The sequence below is a fragment of the Micromonospora parastrephiae genome (genome assembly GCF_016802865.1).
GTDB classification, from domain to species: domain Bacteria; phylum Actinomycetota; class Actinomycetes; order Mycobacteriales; family Micromonosporaceae; genus Micromonospora; species Micromonospora parastrephiae.
In genome coordinates this window covers 1-22,269 of record NZ_JAEVHM010000094.1, presented here as the reverse complement: position 1 = coordinate 22,269, position 22,269 = coordinate 1, and the positions used below count along the sequence as shown (strand labels likewise).

Sequence of the window (22,269 nt, the reverse complement as noted above, 5' to 3'; positions counted from 1 at the left end):
GTGGCCGCCGAGTTGGGCCGGGTCGCCGACGCGGTGTGGTCGCCGGGCACGCCCGAGATGGCGGGGAAGCGGCCGTTCTGCTCGCGGTGGTGGTCCAGGCGGCTCGGCTGGTCGTGGCGTTGGCCGAGTTGCGCGCGGCCGAGCAACAGGCCCACGCGGCGGGTGCGGCGGCGGCTGCCGCAGCCCACCTGATGCCGCTGCTGCGGGGCGGCGTCCCGCAGACCGAGCAGGGCCAGCCGACGTCCGAAACCGGTCGAGCGGAGTCGGCGGCGACGCCGGCGCGGGTGCGTGTCGACCCGGTGGTGGAGCGGGAGGCACAGCGATGAACAGACGGGAGAGATCGTGGCCGACAACGAGATAGCCGAGTTCCACCAGCGGGCGACCTCGGCGGTGACGGCGGCGATCCAGGCCGCCGGTCAACTGGCGCAGGTGCTCATCGACGCGCGCATCGCTCAGCTTCAGCGGGCCGCCCGGGTGAGCGAGGAACAGGCCCGGCAGATCCGCGCGCAGGCCCGCGCGGCCCAGCAGGCCGATGCGGCGCTGTGGCGGCCGGCGACGCGCCCGGCGTGGTGGCGACAGGCATCACCCGACGACATCGCCCGCGCCTGGCGGGCCAGTTCCGGGTGGGCGGCGGTCGACCCACGTGCCCGCCGCGCCCAGCAGGTCATCGCCGAACGGTTGGCCGAGCGCGGTGTGCGCGTCGACCCGGACGCGGGCGGGCGGCCGGAGAACGCGGCGTGGCTGTCCGACCAACTCGACCGTGCCGCCGTCGACGACGTACCAGAGTCTCGGCGGGATCCGGCCGACGGCCGGGCGGATCCGGAGGACGGTGGGCGGCGGCGCACCGCGCGGCAGCGCCAGGAGGAGATGGCGATCCACGTCCGGGCGGTGTGGTCAACGGAGCGGGCCGAGCGGGTCATCGGCTCCCAGGCGTGGCCAGCCCTGGCGTACAAGCTGGACCAGTTGGAGCAGGCCGGGCACGACGTCCGTGATCTGCTGCGGCAGGTGCCGGGCTTCGTCGACCGTGCCCACACCCCTGCCGCGTACGCGTTCCGGGTCGTCGATGACTACGCCGCCGACGTCGACCAGACGGCGGGACATCAGGGGGAGGCAGGCTCACAGCCGGCCCCGGAGCGCGGCTCGGTCACCCTCGAAGGTGAGTGGCGGGACACTGGTGGCGCCGCCGAGGATCACGCCGCCAGCGAGGGCGGCTCCGACGCTCGCGCAGCCCACCTCGCAGCCCAAGGGTTTCCATCCTCGACCCGGTCCGCCGTCGCCGCGGCGGCGGCTTCGCCTGCGGTCGATGCGCAGCAGCGCCCGGCCGGGCCGGGGGCGCAGGCAGCGCCCGAGGCGGCGTCCGGCCGGTAGCTCACACCTCTTCATTTGAAAGATGGATGCAGTTCTGGTCAGGTGTGCCGATCGCGGGGGATCGGCGCGGTTGCCGCCGCTCCGTGTCCGGCACACCCGACCAGAGCTGTTTAGAGCAGCAACCGCCCGAGGCCCTGAAGCAGAGGCCCGAGGTCGTTGAGGTTGCCGAGCAGGGCGCCGGTCAGCATCCAGCACAGCGACCTGGGGACGGTGAGCTGGATGCGCAGTAGGGGCTCACGGCCGGGATCCCCGGCCGGGGTCGGGTTCTTCGCGCTCACGCCGTCGCTCCCACTGGGCGGGCCTGGACCGCCGGACGCAGTAGCCGGGCGGGACGGTACTCGTAGAACAGGGTCGAGCCCGGCGCGGTCAGCGCCGCCTTCTTGAAGCGCTCGCGTTGCTCGATGAGCCCGTGCTCGCGCAGGTTCTTCAGCCCGCGCAGGGTGGTGTCGGCGGACCAGCCGTACCAGGTCGGCATCCACTCAGCGGGGAAGGCGGCCCAGCTGCGTTCGTTGCAGATCGCCAGCAACATAGCCAGCCCGGGCAGGTTGACCTTCTCGTCGTAACCCTTGGTCCAAAACCCGATGGGCAGCTGCAGGTAGGCGTCCTTGTCCGCAGCGCCGGGCCGGGTGTACGGCTGCTTGCTCCCGTCCTCGCGCAACAGGGTGACGGCGATGTTGCGGCTGCCCTTGGTGCGGCTGCACTCGATCAGGCCCTTGTCCTGCAGCCGGGTCAGGGTCCGCCAGGCCGCAGTCCGGGCGGCGGCGTGCTCGGCGTCCTTGTGCGCGTCGAACAGCCGGGCCCAGACCAGGCTGTCCAGCTCCGTGGTCCAGGTGCCCTGCTCGTTGGTGGCACTGCTGGCTGCCACGACCATCAGGTAGGCGCGCAGGCCGCGCAGGTCGCCCGCAGTGATGAACGGCGCGAGCAGCCCTGGCCGGGTTTCGGCGCTCTGGGGCAGCTGGACGAATACTTTGCGCAGCGGTACAGCAGCACGTTTGGCTCGGGTGAGCAAAGCGCTCCGGGTCTGTCCCCCGGTGACGGGGGCCGGCCGCTTGCTGAACGAGGTCTGCCTCGTTTGCTTGGTCATGGGCCACAGTCTTGCCGTACGACCCGCGCCAAACAAACGAACCACTACCCGCTAAACCGCACCCCACAGCGGGTGCAATGACGAGTACACCTGCCGATCACCGAGTGCCGAGAGCCGCTGACGAGAGCCATGCTGAGGACCAATGCAGGGGGAAGAACCGGAACAGCGGAAGCCGGACGGCGAAACCGGCGCGTGCCGGTGACCATCTCAGCGCCGGACCGAGACCATGTGACCCCGTTACCGGCGAAGCGGACATAAGTGGTCAACCATCATCGCGCGTGGTCGTGGTCCATGCCCCGCTGGACGGGCGCGGGAGAGACGGGTGCCGCCGTGGCAGCTGCGGCAGTGGACGACGCGGTCTGCCCGCCAGGGACGAACGCCTTGGCGGCGACGGCGGCCGCGGTGGCCGGCCGCGAGGCGGCCTCACCTGGCTGGCCGGATTGCCGTGGCGTGAGCTTGGTCCAGACGAGGTTGGTCAGCCCGGTCCGAAACGCCTCGTCGCCGTGCAGCTCGACGAGCCGCACGACGTCGGCACGGTTGTCGAGCTGGCCGATGGCGGTGGTCATGGCGGCACCGAACGCGGCACCGAACGCGGCCTCGTCGCCGGCGCGAGCGGCGGCCTGAACCTGCTCGGCGCGTACCGCCTGCCTGGTGCAGGCGTCCAGCAACGCCCGGTCCTGCTGGGTGGTGGCGGCGAGGATGGCGGCCGGTGTCAGCGGGGTCGCTGCCTGCTGCTGATTCGCCGCCACGGTGGGCTGCGCGCTGGGCGGCGAGTCCGGCGACGGTGGTGGTGTCGCCCGGACGGCGTCGTGGACGGCCTGCCGCGCGGCGTTGAAGAAGCTCGCTCGCCAGTCGGGGTCGTCGCACTTGAGGAAGATCGCCACTGAGAGGCCGGGCTCGTTCGGGTCGCCGAGCATGGCGGTGAGCGCCTTGTCGAAGGTGACGGCGAACGCGGCGACGTCGTCCTGGGCTCGGGCGGCGCCTTGCAGCGTGCCGGCGTTGGCGACGCGGTGAACCCGGGTGGCCAGCCAGGTGCGTTCGTCGTCGGTGAGGCTGTCGCGCACCTGCTCGGGCATCCAGGAGTCGTCGAGGGTGACCGGCACGGCGGGTGCGGCGGCGGTGTTGACCGGGGCGGAGTCGAGGTCGGCGATCGCGTCGACGGCAGCGGAGACGGCCCGCATCCGGTGCCGGGTGTCGACGAGTTCGTCGTGGCGGGCGAAGGGCTGGCCGAGCTGGGTGTGGGCCCGTTCGATCTCTTCCCGTTGGCGTGCGATGTTGGCGACGAGCTGCCCGCGTCGGCCCTCCAGGGCGGCGAGGTGGTGTTCGAGGCGGCGGATGAGGCCGGTGGCGTCACCGGTGGTGGCGTCGGCCAGCGACAGCACGGTGTTCATGCCGGAGTCGTCGTTGACGGTAAGGGAGACCAGGACCCCGTCGCGGCCGTTCCAGATGGTGGCCGTGATGGCGAAGCCGCCCAGCTCTGCCAGTGGCACCCGGTCGCGCTGCTCGGTGGAGCCGAGGCCGGCGGACGCGGCGGTGAGGGCGTGCTGCAACGCCCGGCCGGCGTCGGGGCGCTTGTCGAGCTGGTGACCGGCGACGGTCATCCGGAACTTCTCCCCGCGGATGTCCTGGCGTTGGGCGATCGTCTGGTCCAGGGCCTCGATGCGCCGCTCGTCGACGGCGATCCACTGGTGTAGCTCCCGGATCTGCTTCTCCAGGGCGGCGTGGGTGTTGTGGTGGGATCGGTTGGCCCGTTCCAGGCGGGCCAGCTCCATCCCCAACTCCTCTTTCTCGATGAGCAGCGGGTTGCCGGTGGCGATCGCCTTGATCTGGTGGGCCTGGAGGGTCTCGTCGGAGACGTCCTCGATCTCTCTTCCGACGGTGCCGCGCATCATCTGGTCGATGAAGCCGCCCTTGCGGGCGACGGTCTGCCAACTGAAGGCGTCGAAGGAGCCGGTGACGACGTAGCGGTAGATGCTGACCTCGGCGTTCTGGTTGCCCTGGCGCATGATCCGGCCGTCGCGTTGGGTGATGTCCGCCGGCCGCCACGGGCAGTCGAGGTGGTGCAGGGCGACGGCCCGGTTCTGGATGTTGGTGCCGGTGCCCATTCGGCCGGTCGAGCCGATGAGCACTGACACGTCACCGTTGCGGCAGGCGGAGAAGAGGTTGGCCTTCTCTTTGTCGTTGTTGGCCTCGTGGATGAACCTGACGGCTTCGCGGGGCATCCCCAGCTCGACCAGCCGATCGCGCAGCGCCTCGTACGCCGTCCACCGATCCGGGTTTTTCGGCTTCGGGGTGCCCAGGTCGCAGAACACGATCTGCAGGGCACCCGGGGTGGGATGCTCGATTGGGGTGGCGGCGTCCGGGTCGACCAGGTAGCGGGTCTCGCGGTGTGCCTGCCAGATCTCGGCGATGTTGCGGGCCGCCACGTCGATTTTCCCTGGGGTGTTCTGGTCCAGGCCGAGCAGCCGTAGGTCCAGCGACGCGGCCCGCGCCTCCCCGGAGATCTTCAGGATGTTGTCGATCTCCCGTTCGCGGGGGTTGTCGCGGCACCACTCGACGCGGTCGTCGAGTGTGGCGATGAAGTCGACCAGCTCAGGTGCTGGGTCGATGGGGATGACGTGCGGGGCGCGGTGCCCGTCGGCGTTGACGCTCAGCAGCGGGGTGGGCAGTTGCAGGTCTTCGGGGGTGCGGATGTCGCCGAAGGTGCGCAGCATCAGCGACAGCTCCGCGGCGTTGGTGTACTTCGCCAGCCGTGACTTGGTCTGGAAACCGCTGCCGGTGGGCGAGATTTCGACCGTCGTGACGACCTTGCCGAACACCGATGCCCAGGTGTCGAAGTCCATGGTGCCGGTGGCTTCGAGCAGGTCCGGGCGCAGGTGTCGGGTGACGACGTACAGCTCGCGCACCGAGTTGGCGATCGGGGTGGCGGTGGCTCCGCAGACCACTCGCTGGCCGTAGCGGCGGCGGAGGAAGTCGAGCTTGGCGCGGAAGTCGATCGCCCGGTCTGAGCCGTCGTTGCTGGCGTCGACGATGCTGGACATGATCGTGTCGTTCTTCAGGTCGTGCCATTCGTCGCGGAAGACGAAGTCGACGCCGGTCTGGTCGAACGTCACGCCGGGGTCGGTCGGCTTGTCGAACTTCGCCTTGATTTTCTCCTCCCGGCGGACCAGGGCACCTTGGAGACGCTTGACGGCGGCGTTGCGGCTCGGTTCTTCGTCGTTGGCGATGGCCTGCGCGTGCGCTCGTTCGATCTTGTCCCGGAGTTCTTGTAGCTCCCCGTCGAGGAAGCGCTGCTGCTCGTCGTCGGAGAGCCGCAGGGTCTCGAAGAAGCTGGCGGCCATGATGACGGTGTCCCAGTTGCCGGTGGCGCAGCGGGCCACGAACCGTTGCCGGCGGGCGGCGTTGGTGTCGTCCTGCCCGGCGGCCAGCACGCGGGCCTGCGGGTAGATCTGGAGGAACTCCCGCGAGAACTGTTCGAGTAGGTGCGTCGGCACGACGATGGCGGGCTTGTTGACCAACCCGAGCCGCTTCAGCTCCATCGCGCCGATCGCCATCACGGCGGTCTTGCCGGCGCCGACGCAATGAAACAGGCCCACTCCGGGTTCGTTGACGATCCGGGTGACCGCCTCGATCTGGTGCGGTCGGGGTTTGAACTCCACCGAGATGCCGGGCAGGCTGCGCCGCGCGCCGACGTACGAGCGGGGCACGTGGGCGTTGAACATCCGGTTGTAGGTGGCCGCGATGCGGGCGGCCCGCTCCGGTTCTTCCCACACCCATGACTCGAACCGGTCCTCCAGCTCGACGGCCTTGGCCTGCGCGGCGGCGCTCGCCTCCACGTCGAGGGCCCGTTTGCCCTTCTCGATCTCGTAGAAGACCCGGATCGGGGTCTTGGTCAACAAACGCTGCGCCAAGTCGGGGGCGGCCATACCGGCGGTGCCCCAGGTTGAGCGGGCGAGCACTCCGGTTCGGCTGCCCTTGACCTGCCAGTCTGATCCGCCGGGGTGCGTCACCCTCAGCCGCGGATCGTGCAGGATCTCTTGGAGGAACGCCTGCACTTCGGTGTAGTCGATGAACGGGGCCCCGAGGGACACCATGATCTCGCCGGGGCCGACGTCGCGGGGCAGGACCCGTTGCAGGGCACGGACGTTGACCTCGAACTTCGGGTCGTCCTCAACGGCGACCAGTGCCTGATCGAGCTTGGCGCGGACGTTGTCGGAGAGGTACGCGGCGGCTTCGACCAGGCGGCTGGTGCCGGGATCGTCGTAGACCAGCTCACCGAGGGCTTCGCGGGCTTGGAGCTCGTCGACGCCGAGGAGCCGGGCGATCTCCGGCAGCAGCACGATGCCGTGGTCGTCGAGGCAGATCGCGAGGGCGTCTTCGGGGCTGTCGGCGCCCAGCCGGGGTGCCCGGGGCAGGATGACCCGCTTGCTGAAGATGTCCGCCTTGGTGGCGGTGCGGGTGTCGTCGTTGAAGTTCTCCAGGGCGAACACCGTGGCGGCGTACGGGTCGATTCCCCGGAATCCGGCGAGTTGGGGGTAGTTGCGGTACAGCTTCGGCTGGCCGGTCTCCTCATCGAGGATCGTCTCCAGCTCACCGGTGGCCTTGTTGCGCTGCCGCCGGGTGTAGGTGTCGTAGCGGTTCAGGAAGCCGTACTGCTCGACGTAGGAGTCGTAGAGGGTGTTCAGTCGGATCCGTAGGAACGCCGCGGAGCCGGCCGGCGGCCCGTCAGGGTGTTCGTCGCCGTCGTCCAGCGACGACGACTCCGCTTGCAGCAGGGCCGTGACGGTGTCGCGCAGCAGCAGCAGCGCCCGCAGCTCGTCGGCCTGGGTGGCGGGCACCTTGTGCTCGACGACCTGACCGGCCACGACGGTGGTGAAGCCGCCGTCGTCGAGCGCTTCGATGTGGCCCTCTTCGCGGCCGACGGCGGCCAGGACCGCGACCGGAGCGGCCGGGCCGGTCTCGACGCGCGGGGTCAGGGTCAACCCGGCGAGGCGGGCCTCGTCGACCACGTCGCCCAGGACCCGGGCCAGGTCGGCGGCGGTGTCGCCGGTGCCGGTGACGAGCAGGTCCTTCGCGTTGTGGGCGCCCCGGCCGACGGACAGCTCACCGAGGATCCGGTCGGGCCGGCGGGCGAAGAACTCGTTGACGTGGATGGTTTCGCCGTCCGGTGCGTCGATCTCCTGGGTTTGTTCCCAGGCCATCCCCGCCTGCTCGCGGCCGGGCTCACGCCGGCGCAGGATCAGCAGGTCGGTGACGACCTTGGTGCCGGCGGCGGCTTCGTGCGCGCTGGTCGGCAGCCGCACGGCGGCCACCAGATCCGCCAGGGCCGCCATCTCCCGCCGGGCGGCCGGATTCGCGGCGTCCATGGTGTAGCGGGAGGTCAGCGCCACCACGAGCCCACCGGGCCGGGTCAGGTGCAGGCTTTTGATCAGGAAGTGGTTGTGGATCGTGTGCTTGCCCGGGTTGTGTCGCCGGTCAGCCAGCGCGAACTTCCCGAACGGCACGTTGCCGATCGTCAGGTCGAAGGCAGCGGCCGGTGCGCGGGTGGCCGCGAACGACTCGGTGCGGATGGTGGCGTGCGGGTAGAGCGCGGCGGCGATCCCGGCGGTGACTGGTTCCACCTCCACCCCGACCATCCGGGCGCCGCCGGGCGCCAGGCCGATGAAGGTGCCCGGCCCGCAGCCCGGTTCCAGTACGTCGCCGCCCTCGAACCCGAGGCCGATGACCGCGTCCCAGATGGCGCGGACGTACGCCGCGTCGGTGTAGTGCGCGTTCAGGGTGTTGCGCTCGGCCGCCGCGTACTCCCGCTCGTCGAGCACCTGCCGCAGTTGCTCGCGTTCCGCCGCGAACCGCGCGTAGTCGCGGTGCTCGGTGCGGCCCTCGAACACCCCGGGCACCGCACCCCACCCCGACCAGCGGGCCAGCACCGCCTGTTCCTCGGCGGTAGCCGGCCGGTCCTCGGCCTGAATCGTGCGAAGGGTGCGAAGCGCCGCCAGGTTGGCGTTGAGTCGGGCCACCTCACCCCGAGGGGCCAGATCCTGCTGCCCTCTCGGGGTGAACGACACCGGCCGGTCCGGATCGGGCGCCGGAGCTGGTGCGTGCGCCTCTGGTGGCGCGTCCGGTTCGGCTACCTCAACCGGCGCTGCCGGCTCGGCGGCCGGTGGTGCGGCGTCTAGCTGCGGGCGGGCGGCTCGCTGTCGTCGTTCATCGCGGCTTCCTGCTCCGCGATCTCCTGCCAGCGCGGATCGGTCGGGTCCTCCACCATCGGGATCCAGTCGTCCTGATCCGCCCGCGGTTCCGACGCTGGGGTCTGTGTCGCCGCCGGGTTGGTCTCGTTCGTCTCCGGGTCGAGCAGGATCAGCTCCGGCAGCACCTGTTCCTCGGCCGCCATCCGGGCCTCGTTGAGCCGGCCCAGCTTGTCCAGGTATCCCTCGCCGGCCGGGTCCGGGCCGGCCAGTTGTCTCGTCAGGTCCTCGATCTGGTGGGTCGCCTGGTCCCCCAAAGTCGAGAAGAAGCTGTTCAGGTCCGTCCCGTCGGCTATCAGCGCCGCGTACCGGTTCGGAAGGTACGTCTGCCAGTGCCTCTGGGCTTGCGCCCCGTACCGGTTCATCCTCTGCTGTCTCCGTCTTCTCTGGCGCGGTGGGCGGCTGGTCGGTGTCAGCGCCGACCGGCGGGCCTGTCGTGGTCGCCGCGCGTCGAGGACCGCCGGCACCGGCGCCGGGACCGCCGTCTGCGGGGTCACGGCCGGCCGGGGCGTCGCCGGCGTCGGGTCGACCGGGACACCGAGGCGGCCAGCGGCGTACGCGGCCAACGGCTCGGCGACGTCGTCAGGCTGCCCGTGCAGCATCGCGCGGATCGACTGAGCGGCGACCTCCCGGCCCGCCGCCGTGGTGAAGGTACGCACGGCCCAGTCGACTCGGGCGGTGACCACGACCTCCACCAGCGGCCAGGTGTCCTCGCCGTCCACAGCGGCGGCCAGCACCGGGCCCGGCCGCTGCGGGTGCCGGGCCACCGCCGGGTCGAGCACGTGGAAGGCCCGTGCCGCGGACCTGCGCCCGTCGGCGCTGCCGTCCTCGTCGACGACCACCGCGACGCCGGCCGCCGGATCCGCCTGCGCGGTGAGCGCCGCGACCTGCGGCCCGGTCAAGGCCGGACCGCACGCGGCCACCGCCAGCGGAGCACCCTCGCCGCGCTCGGCCAGAGCGATGGCCTCCAACGCGGTACGCGCCACCACCGACCGGCCGGTGCGCTCAGGCTGCTCGGCGAGCCCGAACACCACCTCGGCCGGCCGGAACACCGCCGTGGCGGGGCTGTGCAGCACCGGCGCCACGTCCGGCACCCCGGGGGGTGCGTAGCCGGCGAAGCCGACCACCGGCCGGTCCGGATCCCGGTGCTCGCGGACGCCGACCATCACCCGGTTACGGAAGCGGTCGACCAGTTGCCCGCTGCGGCCGGTCGCCGCCAGGCCGGACGCCCGGATCTCCACATCGGTGAAGCCCTGCCGCCGCAGCTCGTTGACCAGCGCGGCCGGCCGGTCCGGCGCGTACCCAACCGCCCACCGCCCGTCGACCGGAACGCCCTGGGCAGCTAGCCACCGGGCCGGCGACGCGCCGTCAGGCCGGTCGAGCTGGGCGCGGTAGAACTCGGCCGCCGCGCGCTGAACGGCCAGGAGGCGTTGCCGCCGCGCGTCCGGGACTCCCGTCAGACGAGGCGGGCCAGCGACCTGAGCGGCCAGCGACCCGGCACGGCTGCGGAGCGCGGCAGTCCGGTCGACCGAGGCGGCCACACGCTCGGCGACCTCCCGCGTTGGCCCGGCCGTCGGCTGGTCCGGCGCCGTCATCACGGCCGCCCGTCGTCGTGCTCGGTGGGCAGCAGCCCGCGCGCTCGCAACGACTCGAACAGGCGTTGGTGGTGCTCCAGTGTGGCCGTCAGGTCGTCGATCTGCGATTGCAGGCCGGCGGCGAGCCCGTCGGGCAGGTCCTCCGCGTCCGGCGCGGCCATCGGCACAGCGGCGTCGTCAGCCATCGCTCCCCCATGTGATCGCTTGATCACACCGTAACCAGCATGTCGAGCGGGATCGAAACGCGGGCCGGTTCCCTGGGTACTCCCCGGTGCGTCTCACGCCCCGCACAGGCCGCGTGAGCGCCGCCACCGCAGCGAGGGGCGATGCCGCGGAATCACCAACAGAGGCAGCGGGCCGGCCCAGGTAACGCGGACCGGCGCCCGGGGCGCCGTGGTCGCGCCCTCCAATATCGACGCCTCCGGCGGGGCCTCTCTCGGAGATCCGGCAGGGACCAAAGCGCCAGGTGAGTGAGTGGTCACCCAGGGGTGGGATCCCCTCGCGCCGGCCGCCCAGAGGGCTACCAGACCACCTCTGGGACGGCCAGGCCAAGCCGCTTCGCGGTCGGCTACGCCGAGCCTGGCGTCCCAGAGCCGGCCCGGTCGATCGGAGATCGGCCGACACGAGGAGATCCCACCCCACCCCGGCACCGTGCGCGGGCAAGCCCGCAAACCCCGTCCACAAGGGCCTACACCGACCCCTGAGCGGCGTCGTGCCGGTCGAGCACGTACTTGACGCTGCTCTTGGCCCACTGCCCCTTCCCGGACGGCGTCGGCACCTGCTCGGTGTTCAACGCCGTCGCGATCGCGGCCAGCGACAGCCCGTCACCGCGCAGTTGCACCGCCCGGGTCGCCGAGGGCGGCAACGGCGCTGGCGGACGACCCAGCCGCACACCCCGGTCCCGGGCCGCCGCCATTCCCGCCGACACCTCTGGCCGACGCACCTCAGATTCGCTGTTCATGCCCCTCACCGTACGGCAAAAAGGTACAGAAAAAGACCCCTTGGGCAGCTTTTTCTGTACCTTTTCCTGTACGATAGAGGGACAAGGAACGGTCCGGCCAGGTGAGCCACCACCCAGCCGGACCAGGAAGAACAGCCCCTCCGTGAAAGGGAGTTCCATGATCCAGGGTACGACGAACTCGCTTCGCCCCGTCCAACTCGCCCCCGTCCGCGTCGGGCGCGGGAAGGCCGTGCACCTGGGCAGCCTGAGCAGCATCACCAGCCCCGACGGCAGTCCTCGCTACGTCGCCGCCTGGTGCGGTGCCAGCGGTCGCGGCGATGACGTCCGCGCCGGCGAGGCGATCACCGACCCCATCGACTGCCGCACCTGCCTGCGCACCCAGCCGCGCCCCATCGAGCTGATCAACGCCAGCCTGACCGGCGAGCCCACCACCCTGCCCCACACCGGCCTCGTCGTCCCCCACACCGAGCTGCGCGTCACCGACGTCCGCCCCGTTCCCGGGACCGGTGGAACCCGCGCCCGGCTCATGCTCGGCGAGCACTTCATCGGCTACATCAGCAGCAGCTCGCACTTCCAGCCCATCGGCGGCACCTGGATCGACACCACCGACCTCGCCCGATACGCGGCGGACTGCCGCACTGCCGCCGGGAAGACCCTCAACGTCCGCGACGTGCTCGGTGCCCTGGTCCGCGAGTACGAGGCGGCAGACCAGCGGCACGTCATCCCGGCCGCGGAGTTCGACCACAACAACGAGTGCGTCGGCTGCGGTGCCGCCACCCAGGACGAGCCGTGTGATTCGACCTGCCCCTTCCTCACCGGCACGTTCGGTCCGGCCGTCACGCTGCGCGCCGCCGCCGGCCGCCTGACGCAGCACCCCGGCAAGATCGGCTACCTGGTTCGTAGCGCGATCCGTGCCGCTGCCCGGCATCTCACCGGCAGCCCTCGCTGCTACGACCTCGCCGAGGCGACCATCAGCGTGCTCGGGGACCACCTCACCGAGCAGGCAGACCCGGCATTCGAGCAGATGGGCGGCGGGGAGTTGATCACCTGGTACGGCCAGTGCGCCCCCCTGCGCACCATCACCGTTGCCCTGTACGCCGCTGCGGCCCGATACGACGGCAGCGACTTCGACCCGACCGAAGACGTCGCCGCTCTCCCGGCGTAGACGCGAAGCGGGCCGACCCCGAACGTGGGTCGGCCCGCCGTCAACCCTCGCCCGTCCCCGAGCACCCCGGCCGCTGGCCAGCGGTGCGCCTCGGCGATCACGGGCACCAGGCCGCCACCTGCCCCAGCCACAACGCGGGAGATCACCATGACCAGCAGCCACCGGGCCGACGCCCGCACCATCCTCGCCACCGCCACCCCGGCCACTCACCGCCCACTGCTGGCCTGGGCCGTCGGGATCACCGCGTGCGGGCACGCCATCGACCCCCTGACCTACTGGCGCACCCGAGACGCCCGCCGACTCGCCCCCGAGTACGCCGGACAGACGCTGCCCGCCGGCCGGATGCTCCGCCTCACCCGGGCACGGATCGAGATCACCGACGGAGACCTCCACCACCCGTTGCGGTTGGCCTGGACCGACCTGGGCAACGTCCTCGACAACGGCCGGGTCACCGACGAGCTGATCGGGCGCTGCGAGCAGGCCGTCATTGCCTGGCGCGACCACCCGGGCGGATTCCGTGGTGCCGGCTGGACCGACGTCGTCGACGGCTGCTCCCGAGCCGGCCACGCGGTGTGGACAGCGTGCCGGCCGGCCGACCCCGGTGAGCAGCTCGACCTGTTCGCCCTCACCATCTAAGGCATGGTCAGCGGCGCGGGCCCGGCCGTCGGAGTCAGATCGCGATGACCGGGCCGCCGCCGGCGATGCCGCCGTACAACCCGGGCTGGCCGGTCAGGACGTGACAGCCCAGGTCGATCGCGGCCAGCACCGCGCTGGCCGCGTCGACCCGGCCCACAGTGTCGAGGGTGACCGCGAGAGCGCGCCAACTGTCCGGATCCGGGCTGAGCACCTCAGCGGCGCGGTGGGTGACGAGCAGCGCCAAGCGGTCCTGGTCGGCGACGACACGGGCCGCCTCGGCGAGGCACAGCACCGGCAGGCCGAACACGCAGCCGTCTTCGTCGGCGACCTCGGCGATGACCTCACCCACGTCGATCGACTCACGACAGAACGCGATGATCGCGGACGCGTCGAGAATGACCCTGACGGTCGGGTCGGTCACGCGGCGCGGGCCGGGAGGCCGAGCTGCTCGCGGGCTTCCGCTTCGAGCGCGGGAGTCCATCGGGCGCGGGCGTCGTCCAGGCGGCGTCGGGCGCGCGCCTTACCTTCCTCGGTCACCTCGATTCCGACCGCGGCGAGCATCGCCGTGGTGTCGGTTCCGGTGTCCGGGTTCTGGCTGGCCATACCGGCAGGATACCCCTGGCCAGACCCTCTACGCGCATTCACTCTGCGAAGCCCTGTCCGTCGCGTCGCGCGATCGTGCGCAGCCCGACAGGTTGTGGAGCCATCGGTGCGGCGGACCGCTGGAACAGCGCTCCCGACCGACGTCCGGGATGACTGGAGGTCCGAAGGTAGGTCCAGCCGCGCGAGAGGTAGTAGGTATGCAGGGCCTCGTTGGTCTTCCACGCGTCCAGGCGAAGGTATCGGCAGCCCTGGTGAAAGGCCAGGTCCCCAGCCCAGGCCAAGAGGAGCGCGCCAAGCTCCTGCCCGGCTCGATCCAGGCGGACCGCCAGTTTCGAGACATAGGCAGCTGGTTCTGCCAGCTCGGCGGGTGTCCAGAAGTCCGGATCGCCGGTGAACTCGACAGTGACCGTGCCGATTGCCTCGTCGCGATCCCACAGCAACCAGATGTCCCCCGCCGCGAGCGCCGGGACCAACTTGGTCCGCCATTTCTCCCACGTTGCCCACTGGTCCGACCCGCGATCACGTAGCCACTGGATCCGCTGGGTGAGGAGCCCCATGGCGACCTCGAACTCGTCGTTGTTGGTCGCGGGACGGATGATCAATGTCAAAGCTGGTTCAGCTCCATGTCCGCTCGAACTTGCGCTCGAAGACGATGACATGTTGGTCGCTGGGCAGCACATTGACGGTGCATCGCACCGGTGTGCCGTCTGCGACGTAGCCAGTGACGTAGTGGACGGCCACCGGCGTGCCGGGACCAAGATCGAGCCGGCGGATTTGCTCGGGCGTCGGCATCCGGGTGTAGATCTCATCGATCGCGCGGTCTTGCGGGTAGCCGAGGTCGGCAAGCGCCTGGTTCGTGCCACGGGCGACGTCGGCCGGCGACATGATCTCGGAGTCCTTGACGATGTCGAGCGGGAAGTGGGAATCGTTGATGTTGATCGGCTCGCCGTTGATGTAGCGCACCCGGCGGCGGGCGACGACGACGGTGCCAGGATCCACCCTCAGCCGCTCTGCGATGTCAGGGGGCGCTTGCACCAGGGATACGTCGATCGTCTGGCTCGGGACGCGCCCCTCTTCGATGATCTGCTGGCAGAACCGGTCCATCTCAGGGCTCGCGGGCTGATCGCGGGACTCCCCCTGCGGGCGGTACAGCATGTGCTCCCGCTTGCGCACGAAGTGCCCAAGCGGCCGGCGGGCGACCACCAGCCCTTCGGAGACCAACACGGCGATCCCGTTGCGGACAGTCTGCCGCGCGACGCCCCACTGCTCGGCGAGTTCCAGCTCGGTCGGGAGTTGCTGGCCACCGGCCAACTCGCCTGAGGCGATCTTGTCCCGGATAGCTGCGGCGATCCGTTGGTACGCCGGCAGTGAGGCCCCCCTGAACGTGTCCACCTTCTGAGTCTTACTCATGCGGTTGAACATTGTCTAGTCAATGTTGCCCTTACCCCTTGACGTCGCTTGGGTCTCAGTAGCACCATCAACACCAAGCGCATTGTCTGGTCAATGAGTACCTAATAGTCCTTCAGTGCGCCTACCAAGCAAGAAGGCCCGGCGGGATTGCGCCCCGCCGAGCCCCCGGATGGCATCCAACCCCATCTCTCAAGGAGCAACAGATGCCAGCAATGAGGGTACGTGCTGCCCGGAATCATCCGGTGCAGACCCGACCTGGATCGACGGACAACGACGTGTCTGCGCTGGTGGTGCGGGCTCAGGCCGGTGACATTGAGGCGTTCGGCCTTGTCTACGACCGCTACGTCGACGAGGTGTTCCGGTTCGTCTACCGCCGGGTGCTCGACCGGCAGACCGCCGAGGACCTGACCTCGGAGACGTTCGTGCGGGCCTTGCACAACCTTGCCTCGTTCAGCCGTCCGACTGGCAACTTCGCCGCGTGGCTGACCACGATCGCGCGGAACCTGGTGGCCAACCACCAAACGTCGTTCCGGCAGCGCTTCGAGGTGCCGATGGCGGACATCCACGACGCCACCCAGGTCGGACAGGTGACCGACGCGGCGCAGACGGCCCTGGACCGACTGACCCGCGAGGCGCTGCTCGCGGGCGTCGACCAGCTCGCCGAGCACCAGCGGCAGTGCATCGTCCTGCGGTTCCTGCGGGAGCTGTCGATCGAAGAAACGGCCGAGGTCATGGGCCGCACGCCGGCAGCGATCAAGGCCATCCAGCACAAGGCCCTGCGGGCCCTGCGCGGGCTGCTGCCGCTGTCGGCGGTGATGCCAGCATGAGCACCCCGAAGACGGCCACGCCGGTCAACGGCAACATGGACGCCCTGCGGCGGGCCGCTGCTGGCACGCCGGCCCCCGCACAGCGCGTCCCGATGGGCATCCGGATCATCGCTGGTCCCGGCGTCCCCATCGGGCAGACCGCGCCCGCCGAGAAGACCCCGGCGCAGGCCCGGCCGCCACGGACGCTGGAGCAGCTGCTGGCCCTGGCCAACGGCAGCGACGCCGCACGGACCCGGCACCTGGCCGAGCGTATCGGCGGGCTGGTGGAGGAGCTGACCGGCCGGATCGAGGCCGAGCAGACACAGCGCGAGCAGCGTGAGGCCGCTGAGAAGCAGCGGGCGGAGCTGGCCGAGAAGGAGGCCGCGCTCGCCGCCCAGTTGGCGCAGGTGCGCCAGGCGCTGCGCATCACCGGCCGCGATTCCGCAGCATCACCGAACCGGAGTGCTGACAAGAAGGAGCGGGCGGCGATCCGGGAATGGGCCCTGGCCAACGGCTACAAGGTCCGGGACCGCGGTCGGATCTCCCGCGAGATCCGCGAGGCGTACGCCTCGGCGACTGGGTCGGAGGTGACCCAGTGAGGGCACTCAAGATGCTGCTGCCGGCCGTTGGCGCGCTGTCGCTGGTGGGGCACGTGTGGGCCGCGCAGGTTGCCCGGTCGCAGCGGATTCGGCTGGTCGAGGCCCAGCGGGGCGCGACCACAGATCCGCTGACTGGTCTGGCGAACCGCGCTGGCCTGACGGCCACGCTCGACGAGCTGGACGGCGAGTCCTTCGACCTGGTCCTGGTGGACCTGGACCGGTTCAAGCCGGTCAACGACACCTACGGCCACGCCGCCGGCGACGCGCTGCTGGTCGAGATCGCCCGCCGGCTGCGTGAGTTGCTGGAGGACATCGACGGAGCGGTGGTCGCCCGTATCGGCGGTGACGAGTTCGTGCTGGTGTCGCCGTCGCCGGCGCCGTTGGCGCAGATTCTCGGCGCGGAGGTCATCCAGGCCCTGGCGGGGCCGATCGAGGTCGCCGCCGGCGTGACGGTGACGGTGACGGCCAGCGTCGGTGCGGTCCACGCGACCGCTGGGGAGGACCGGGCTCGGGTCATGGCGGCGGCGGACGCTGCCGCGTACGAGGCCAAGGGGCGTGGCGGTGACGGTCTGGTCGAGCACTGCGTGCTGACGGAGCTGCCCGAGGTGGAGCAGCGTCCGCTGCTGCGGATGCGGGAGCTGGCGGCCCTGACGAGCGCGCTGGGGGTGACCGCATGACCAGCATCAACGAGCGTGCGACGGCCTGCCGGCCGCCCCTGGACGGGCCTCTGCTGCGCACCGTGTTCGAGGTGCCCCCGCCGCTGCGCCTGGACGACGTCGGAGCGCTGTGCCCGCTGGACGACATGGTGCTGATCCGGGTGGCCGGCGGGTGGACGTGCCCCTCCTGCGGTGCCGCCTGGTGCAGCGAGGGCCGCGACGGCCGCTGGCCGGGCGTCGACCAGATCACGCGATGGGCCGACCAGAGTGACGGTGATGGACGGCACGCGGGCCGGCTGACCCGGGCCGCGGTCGTCGGTGTGGCTGCGGCCGGGCCGGCCGCCGTCACGGTGGCAGCGGCGCACCGGTACGCCGAGCACGCCAGCGCGGTGCCCGAGCAGCTCGTCTACTCCCCCGTCGTCGCTGTCGGCCTGGTCGGCGTGGTGCTGGCTAGCCGGCGGGTTGCCCGCTGGGTCGACGACCGCCGCCACCCTCTCGCGGTCGACGTCGACGAGGCCGACCTCGACGCGCTGGGCCGGGAGCTGCTCGCGCAGGTTCGAGCCCGACGAGGGGGGGTGTCGTGATGGCCGGGCTGCTGGTAGTGCGGGTGCACCTCGACTGGACCGCGCCGGGCCACTACGACCGTGACCGGTCTCTGCCCTGCCGGGTCTGCGCCACCAACACCAAGATGCGCGACGCCAAGGGCGCGGCGTGTCACCAGTCGTGCGCCGAGGACGAGATCGCCCGCGAGCTGCTGGGCGCCGGTCGGGCGCTGATCGCCGACGAGCGAGTGCCAGCACCCGCTCAGAGTCTGTTGGAGGTGGCGCGGTGAGCGTCGACCAGGACCTGACGTACCCGACGCCGCCGTCGTGGCGGGCGCTGGACATGGGCGCGGAGTTCGAGCGTCGTGGAGAGTTGCTCGTGCCGGCCGGCGCGGTGCCCGCCAGCGCGCCGTCTGCCGTCGAAACACCCGTGGTGTTCGCACCGTCCGTGGCGCCGGTCCCCGCCCCGGTGATGCCCGAGCCCGAGCCGGAGCCCGAGCCCGAGCCCGAGCCCGAGCTGGTTGAGGCGGCATCACGCCGCTGGCGTCGCCAGGTTGCCGGGTCGGCCGACAAGCTGCGTGAGCGGTTGGAGGAGGCCCGCGCGGTCGTGGACGTCCGCCGTGAGGATGAGCGGGCGCGGCGAGCGCAGGACGTCGAGCACCGCGTCGCGCTGGCCCGGGTGGAGGAGCGGGAGCGGATCGAGGCGCGACAGCGTCGTGAGCGCGACCGTGACGCGAGCGAGGCTACAGAGCTGGCCGAGCTGTACCGGCGGGCGACCCGATCTGGGGAGCGGGCGCGGATCCGGGCGGAGATCCAGGGGTCGGCGGAGATGCGGGCCCTGCGGGTGGCCAAGGTGCGCCAGGTCGCCCTGCTGGCTGGCATCCCAGTCCTCACAGCGTTCGCCGCCTGGTCGACCACCGGCGTGCAGGCCGGCGTCGTGCGGCTGCTCGACCTGCAGGCCGGCACGGCCGCCTGGTGGGCGTCGTGGGCGATGGAGCCTGCGCTGATCGCGGTGGTCGCGCTGATCATCATCGGTCGGGCGGTGCTGCGCTCATCCGGTGGCGACGTTGACGGGAAGGCCGCCTTCGCCGAGTGGACCGCGCTGGGCCTGTCCCTTGCCCTGAACATCATCGGCGGCTGGCATGGCGGCTGGGACGGTCTGCTGACCGCGCTGCCCCACGCGATCGGCCCGGTCGGCTGCGCCGGCACCGCCTTCTTGATCGGTCTGTTCGATTCCTACGTCGCCGCCGCCCGGCCGTGGGAGGGCGCTTCGCGGCTCGCTGACCTCAAGATCACCCCGCCGCCAGCGGTGGCCTCCGACGACGTCCGTACGGCGATCAAGCGGGGAAAACACGGCCCGGCCGGTGTCGGGTCGGACGGTCTTCCGGACGACGTCCGGACGCTTCTGGTCGAGGTACAGGCCGCCATCGAGGACGGTGTGCTCAACGCCGACCCGTCGGGCTACGCGATCTACAAGCACGTGATGGGCGGCAGGGGCGACCGCGCTCGGGCCTCCAGGACGGCGGCCCTGGTCGCCGGCTGGCGACCCGGGCTGCGCGCGGTCTGACCGGCCCCCTCGACCAATCCGCTCGGGAGTGGCGATGCAGACCACCGCCGCTCCCGGGGTCCGACCCGAACAGTCCACACACCAATCAGGAGGTGATCTGGTGAGCGCTCTACCCGCCGAGGACGACTACCGTCCGTCACCGAGGCCGCGAATTCCATTCCGGCGTCCGGCGGACGTGGTTTCCCTGGTCCCGCAGAGGCAGGAGGCCCCGCCGGCCCCTCCCCTACCGGAATTCAACCAGGACGAAACCGCACGAACCGAACCGGCTTCTTCCGGCCCCAACTCCGGTACCGGAATTACTCTGAGTAACATTCCGGGCGACTGGGAGAGCGTCACCGCCGTGTGGACTGGCTCGCCGGAGTCACTGTCCGAAATGGTCGGGCAGGCCGGCCGGGCCCGCGAGGGCCAGGACGCCCACGCGATCGCGATGGCCTGCTGGGCCGTGCTCGTGCTCATCCCCCGTGGGCTGCTGCACCTGGCCTCGTGGGTCCTGGCCCATCCCCTACGCACGGTGGCCGTCGCCGCGGTGGCCGCCGTCTTCATCGCAACCCTCTGAGAGGAGGCACCACCATGACCAGCGCCCTGATCGTGATCGGCGGACTCGTCTACATCGCCCTGTCGATCGCCTTTCACTTCACCCCCCGCCTGCGGGTCGTCGCCGGCCTGGGCGTCGGCGCGCTGCTCGCCGGCGACGTCGTCTCGCAGGTCAACAAGTGGCTCGCCAAGGGCATCACCGCGATCGCCGAGCCGATCGGCGACTGGATCGGCCAGGACACCAAGGACGTCGCCCTGGCCATCCCCACCGCCCTAGGTATCGGGCTGGCGATCGTCGTGGCCGTGTTCCTGCGCGGCAAGGGCGGCGGCAAGTCCGGCGCCGCCGGCAAGGGCGCGGTCGGCAAGGGCGGCGGGGGCGGCAAGGCCAAGCTGGCTCACGCCGCGCTGACCTGCGCGCTGCTGCTGCCGATGGTCATCGGTGGTCTCGGCGCAACGATCCGGGACGTGATCCAGTGATCTTCTTCGACATCCTGGTCTACCTGGCGGTGGCGAAGATCGCCGTGCTGCTGCTGGAGGACGCCTCCTACGCGGTGCGGGGCAAGCAGTCCCCGCGCCGGCAGGCACGCGCCCGCCAGCAGGCCGCCGCGCAAAAGGCCGCCACCGACGGCCCGGCCGGGGCGAGCGCCCCGGCGGCGCGGCCGGACCGGAAGCACGATCGCTGCGGCCAACGGCTATCTCGCCGGGCTGATCGAGGACGCCACCGAGCGGTCCCGGGCCCGCCGCCGCCGCGCCGTTGCCCGCAAGCGAGGCACCCAGGCGGTCGACGGGGTCGTGGTCGACGTCGACGAGGACGGCCGCTGGTATGCCGACTGCGACCACTGCGGGTGGGCCAGCCGTCCGTACCGGATCGAGGCCAACGCGCTGGGCGCCGGCCGGGAGCACACCCGCACCGAGCACCCCGAGCAGTACACCGGTGAGCAGGAGGACCTCCAGGGCAGCGGTGCCGGCGGTGATTCCGCCGAATCGGCCGCCGACGGTGCGGACGAGCAGACGCCGCGCCGGCCGGCGCTGAGGGTGATTCCCGGCGGCGCCCAGGAGCCGGCACCGCCGGCCCGCCAGCAGCCGGCAGCGGCGTCGCAGTCGGTGGCCAGCGATTCGGTGCCGCCTGCACCGACGCTGACCAAAGAGTGGCCGCAGCGGTTCCACCACACCAAATGCGACCGGTGCGGGAAGACCAGCGTCACCGACGAGATGCCGCGCCGCTGTCCCCGCTGCTATGCCGACGACAGCCGGCTGCGGGAGGTTCCCGACCCCGCCCCGGCACCCGACGTCCCCACGTTCCGGTGGCGGTGCCCGAAGTGCGACGCCACCGAGACGGGCTTCGCCACTCGCCCCGCCGCCGACGCCGCAGCGGCCAAGCACACCTGCCCTCCGAGGGAGGTCCCCACGTACTACTGGCGGTGCCCGAAGTGCCCCGCCTACGGGTCGGGTTTCGCCTCAACCGCCGCCGCTGAGGCAGCCGGCGCCCAGCACACCTGCGCGACGGCTACCGACACCCCTGCGCCGACCACGCCCACCGACCCCCCTGCGCCGACCACGCCGACCACCCAGGCCGATCGGGAGCGACTGCGCACCGAGCTGTACGGCAAGTGCGCCTACCGCGAGGTCCGTGAGGGCCACCCCGACAAGTGGTGCGACAACCCGGTCGACGGGCAGGACCCGTACTGCGGCGAGCACCGCAAGGCGGCCACGCCGGAGCCCACGACCGAGGCGAGCGCCGCGCCGGCCGCAACCACACCGACGGCCGAGACGGACCAGCCGGTCGAGCAGCACTACACCCGGTGCGCGGCCTGCGGCCTCGTCAACGGGCCGACCCAGATGTGGCCGTTCCACTGCCCCCGCTGCGGGGCCGGGGACGACCAGCTCCACCCGGCGAACGACCTCGCCGGCGACATCGAGGGCATCCGCGCCGGCTTCGAGTTCGAGCTCTGCTCGTCGTGCGGCAAGGACCTCGACGTCCACGACATCGTCGTGGGCCCGTTCGGCCTCCCTCTGGCCCTGTGCCGCTCGGAGGGGACCGACGACGACCAGGGGATGGGCGCCCGGCCCAGCCCCATGACCAACAGCTTCACCGATCTGAAGGAGATGACCGTGAACCTGGAAGCCATTGGCCCTGAGGAGATCCGGGCCGCGTTCAGCCAGGCCGCCGAGGCTGCCGGGGAGCGGGCCGAGGAGGTCGCCGGTGTCGCCGGCGTCCTGACCGAGGCCGCCGACCGGTACGAGTCGCTGGATATGTCGGCGTCGACCGTTGGGCACCTGCGCGACGCCTCTGAGGCGTTCGCCGCCGCCCAGGCGTCGCTGAACACCGCCCAGGAGGAGCTGCAGGCCGCCCTGGCCGACTTCAACGCGAAGGACGGCCAGGTCGCCGACACCGTCGCCGAGACCGGCGGCAACGTCGCCAGCAAGGAAGTCCTGGTCGGCTGACGACCCCACCCCGGGCCCCGGGGCGAACACCGCCCCGGGGTCCCTCCCCCTCC

General features: G+C 71.4%; 22 protein-coding genes and 1 pseudogene. 13 read left to right on the top strand and 10 right to left on the bottom strand.

All coding sequences use genetic code 11. The features are described 5' to 3' along the window. Positions 1-326, top strand: a pseudogene (locus JNW91_RS18885) (hypothetical protein); the annotation flags it as partial. A 16-nt stretch (positions 327-342) separates the two neighbouring features. After that, entirely contained in the window at positions 343-1,368 is a 1,026-nt protein-coding gene (locus tag JNW91_RS18880; RefSeq protein WP_203176869.1) for a hypothetical protein, read from the top strand. Between the two features lie 110 nt (positions 1,369-1,478). On the opposite strand, the gene JNW91_RS18875 is transcribed toward JNW91_RS18880, so the two are convergent. The 6 genes from JNW91_RS18875 to JNW91_RS18850 all read right to left on the bottom strand — a co-directional run bounded on the left by JNW91_RS18875 (position 1,479) and on the right by JNW91_RS18850 (position 11,253). Then, positions 1,479-1,646, bottom strand: a complete 168-nt coding sequence (locus JNW91_RS18875; protein ID WP_203176868.1) for a hypothetical protein — start codon at positions 1,644-1,646, stop codon at positions 1,479-1,481. Then, on the bottom strand, positions 1,643-2,452 hold the full coding sequence (locus JNW91_RS18870; RefSeq protein ID WP_203176867.1) for a hypothetical protein: 810 nt from the start codon (positions 2,450-2,452) through the stop codon (positions 1,643-1,645). Before JNW91_RS18870 ends, JNW91_RS18875 begins: the two co-directional genes overlap by 4 nt. Positions 2,453-2,721: 269 nt before the next feature. After that, positions 2,722-8,517, bottom strand: coding sequence for a DEAD/DEAH box helicase family protein (locus tag JNW91_RS18865; protein WP_309244420.1), 5,796 nt, complete (start codon positions 8,515-8,517; stop codon positions 2,722-2,724). A 107-nt stretch (positions 8,518-8,624) separates the two neighbouring features. Beyond that, the gene (locus tag JNW91_RS18860; RefSeq protein WP_203176866.1) at positions 8,625-10,292 is read right to left on the bottom strand and encodes a hypothetical protein; all 1,668 of its coding nucleotides are present in this window, start codon (positions 10,290-10,292) and stop codon (positions 8,625-8,627) included. Further along, the gene (locus JNW91_RS18855; protein WP_203176871.1) at positions 10,292-10,477 is read right to left on the bottom strand and encodes a hypothetical protein; all 186 of its coding nucleotides are present in this window, start codon (positions 10,475-10,477) and stop codon (positions 10,292-10,294) included. Before JNW91_RS18855 ends, JNW91_RS18860 begins: the two co-directional genes overlap by 1 nt. 503 nt (positions 10,478-10,980) lie before the next feature. Further along, positions 10,981-11,253, bottom strand: a complete 273-nt coding sequence (locus JNW91_RS18850; RefSeq protein ID WP_203176865.1) for a recombinase family protein — start codon at positions 11,251-11,253, stop codon at positions 10,981-10,983. 157 nt (positions 11,254-11,410) lie between these two features. Between JNW91_RS18850 and JNW91_RS32455 the strand changes: the two genes are divergently transcribed. Together JNW91_RS32455 and JNW91_RS18840 are read left to right on the top strand one after the other, a co-directional pair. Beyond that, positions 11,411-12,418: a hypothetical protein gene (locus JNW91_RS32455; protein WP_238425263.1), complete on the top strand. Its 1,008-nt coding sequence runs from the start codon at positions 11,411-11,413 to the stop codon at positions 12,416-12,418. A 147-nt stretch (positions 12,419-12,565) separates the two neighbouring features. Further along, positions 12,566-13,054, top strand: coding sequence for a hypothetical protein (locus tag JNW91_RS18840; RefSeq protein WP_203176864.1), 489 nt, complete (start codon positions 12,566-12,568; stop codon positions 13,052-13,054). A gap of 34 nt (positions 13,055-13,088) precedes the next feature. Here JNW91_RS18840 and JNW91_RS18835 read toward each other — a convergent pair whose 3' ends face one another. The 4 genes from JNW91_RS18835 to JNW91_RS18820 are packed head-to-tail and all read right to left on the bottom strand — an operon-like array spanning position 13,089 to position 15,049. Further along, on the bottom strand, positions 13,089-13,475 hold the full coding sequence (locus tag JNW91_RS18835) for a hypothetical protein (RefSeq protein ID WP_203176863.1): 387 nt from the start codon (positions 13,473-13,475) through the stop codon (positions 13,089-13,091). Then, a complete protein-coding gene (locus JNW91_RS18830; protein ID WP_203176862.1) occupies positions 13,472-13,657 on the bottom strand; it encodes a hypothetical protein in 186 nt (61 codons plus the stop codon). Before JNW91_RS18830 ends, JNW91_RS18835 begins: the two co-directional genes overlap by 4 nt. A 38-nt stretch (positions 13,658-13,695) precedes the next feature. After that, the gene (locus JNW91_RS18825; RefSeq protein WP_203176861.1) at positions 13,696-14,265 is read right to left on the bottom strand and encodes a GNAT family N-acetyltransferase; all 570 of its coding nucleotides are present in this window, start codon (positions 14,263-14,265) and stop codon (positions 13,696-13,698) included. Between the two features lie 7 nt (positions 14,266-14,272). After that, positions 14,273-15,049, bottom strand: a complete 777-nt coding sequence (locus JNW91_RS18820) for a GntR family transcriptional regulator (RefSeq protein ID WP_309244419.1) — start codon at positions 15,047-15,049, stop codon at positions 14,273-14,275. Positions 15,050-15,342: 293 nt separating this feature from the next. Here JNW91_RS18820 and JNW91_RS18815 point away from each other — a divergent pair, with 293 nt between their 5' ends. From JNW91_RS18815 to JNW91_RS32450, 9 genes are all read left to right on the top strand, one after another. After that, on the top strand, positions 15,343-15,894 hold the full coding sequence (locus tag JNW91_RS18815) for a sigma-70 family RNA polymerase sigma factor (protein WP_203176859.1): 552 nt from the start codon (positions 15,343-15,345) through the stop codon (positions 15,892-15,894). Further along, entirely contained in the window at positions 15,891-16,472 is a 582-nt protein-coding gene (locus JNW91_RS18810; RefSeq protein ID WP_203176858.1) for an Lsr2 family DNA-binding protein, read from the top strand. Before JNW91_RS18815 ends, JNW91_RS18810 begins: the two co-directional genes overlap by 4 nt. Before the next feature lie 11 nt (positions 16,473-16,483). Next, positions 16,484-17,149: a GGDEF domain-containing protein gene (locus JNW91_RS18805; RefSeq protein ID WP_238425267.1), complete on the top strand. Its 666-nt coding sequence runs from the start codon at positions 16,484-16,486 to the stop codon at positions 17,147-17,149. Next, the gene (locus tag JNW91_RS18800; RefSeq protein WP_203176856.1) at positions 17,146-17,712 is read left to right on the top strand and encodes a hypothetical protein; all 567 of its coding nucleotides are present in this window, start codon (positions 17,146-17,148) and stop codon (positions 17,710-17,712) included. Before JNW91_RS18805 ends, JNW91_RS18800 begins: the two co-directional genes overlap by 4 nt. After that, positions 17,712-17,960 (top strand): hypothetical protein, encoded by a 249-nt coding sequence (locus tag JNW91_RS18795; protein WP_203176855.1) that lies wholly within the window; start codon positions 17,712-17,714, stop codon positions 17,958-17,960. The genes JNW91_RS18800 and JNW91_RS18795 overlap by 1 nt, the downstream gene beginning before the upstream one ends. Then, positions 17,957-19,237, top strand: a complete 1,281-nt coding sequence (locus JNW91_RS18790; RefSeq protein WP_203176854.1) for a hypothetical protein — start codon at positions 17,957-17,959, stop codon at positions 19,235-19,237. The genes JNW91_RS18795 and JNW91_RS18790 overlap by 4 nt, the downstream gene beginning before the upstream one ends. A gap of 340 nt (positions 19,238-19,577) precedes the next feature. Then, entirely contained in the window at positions 19,578-19,793 is a 216-nt protein-coding gene (locus tag JNW91_RS18785; RefSeq protein WP_203176853.1) for a hypothetical protein, read from the top strand. 14 nt (positions 19,794-19,807) lie between these two features. Then, complete coding sequence (locus tag JNW91_RS18780; protein WP_203176852.1) at positions 19,808-20,248, top strand: hypothetical protein; 441 nt, start codon at positions 19,808-19,810, stop codon at positions 20,246-20,248. Between the two features lie 315 nt (positions 20,249-20,563). Then, positions 20,564-22,216 (top strand): hypothetical protein, encoded by a 1,653-nt coding sequence (locus JNW91_RS32450; RefSeq protein ID WP_309244418.1) that lies wholly within the window; start codon positions 20,564-20,566, stop codon positions 22,214-22,216. The last annotated feature ends 53 nt before the right edge of the window (positions 22,217-22,269 follow it).

Bases quoted from the DNA above. Each gene is read 5' to 3' on its own strand.
- JNW91_RS18840 (WP_203176864.1), top strand. From the start codon at position 12,566: ATGACCAGCAGCCACCGGGCCGACGCCCGCACCATCCTCGCCACCGCC.
- JNW91_RS32455 (WP_238425263.1), top strand. From the start codon at position 11,411: ATGATCCAGGGTACGACGAACTCGCTTCGCCCCGTCCAACTCGCCCCC.
- JNW91_RS18810 (WP_203176858.1), top strand. From the start codon at position 15,891: ATGAGCACCCCGAAGACGGCCACGCCGGTCAACGGCAACATGGACGCC.
- JNW91_RS18855 (WP_203176871.1), bottom strand. From the start codon at position 10,477: ATGGCTGACGACGCCGCTGTGCCGATGGCCGCGCCGGACGCGGAGGAC.
- JNW91_RS18800 (WP_203176856.1), top strand. From the start codon at position 17,146: ATGACCAGCATCAACGAGCGTGCGACGGCCTGCCGGCCGCCCCTGGAC.
- JNW91_RS18860 (WP_203176866.1), bottom strand. From the start codon at position 10,292: ATGACGGCGCCGGACCAGCCGACGGCCGGGCCAACGCGGGAGGTCGCC.
- JNW91_RS18850 (WP_203176865.1), bottom strand. From the start codon at position 11,253: ATGAACAGCGAATCTGAGGTGCGTCGGCCAGAGGTGTCGGCGGGAATG.
- JNW91_RS18805 (WP_238425267.1), top strand. From the start codon at position 16,484: ATGCTGCTGCCGGCCGTTGGCGCGCTGTCGCTGGTGGGGCACGTGTGG.
- JNW91_RS18795 (WP_203176855.1), top strand. From the start codon at position 17,712: ATGGCCGGGCTGCTGGTAGTGCGGGTGCACCTCGACTGGACCGCGCCG.
- JNW91_RS18830 (WP_203176862.1), bottom strand. From the start codon at position 13,657: ATGGCCAGCCAGAACCCGGACACCGGAACCGACACCACGGCGATGCTC.
- JNW91_RS18870 (WP_203176867.1), bottom strand. From the start codon at position 2,452: ATGACCAAGCAAACGAGGCAGACCTCGTTCAGCAAGCGGCCGGCCCCC.
- JNW91_RS18780 (WP_203176852.1), top strand. From the start codon at position 19,808: ATGACCAGCGCCCTGATCGTGATCGGCGGACTCGTCTACATCGCCCTG.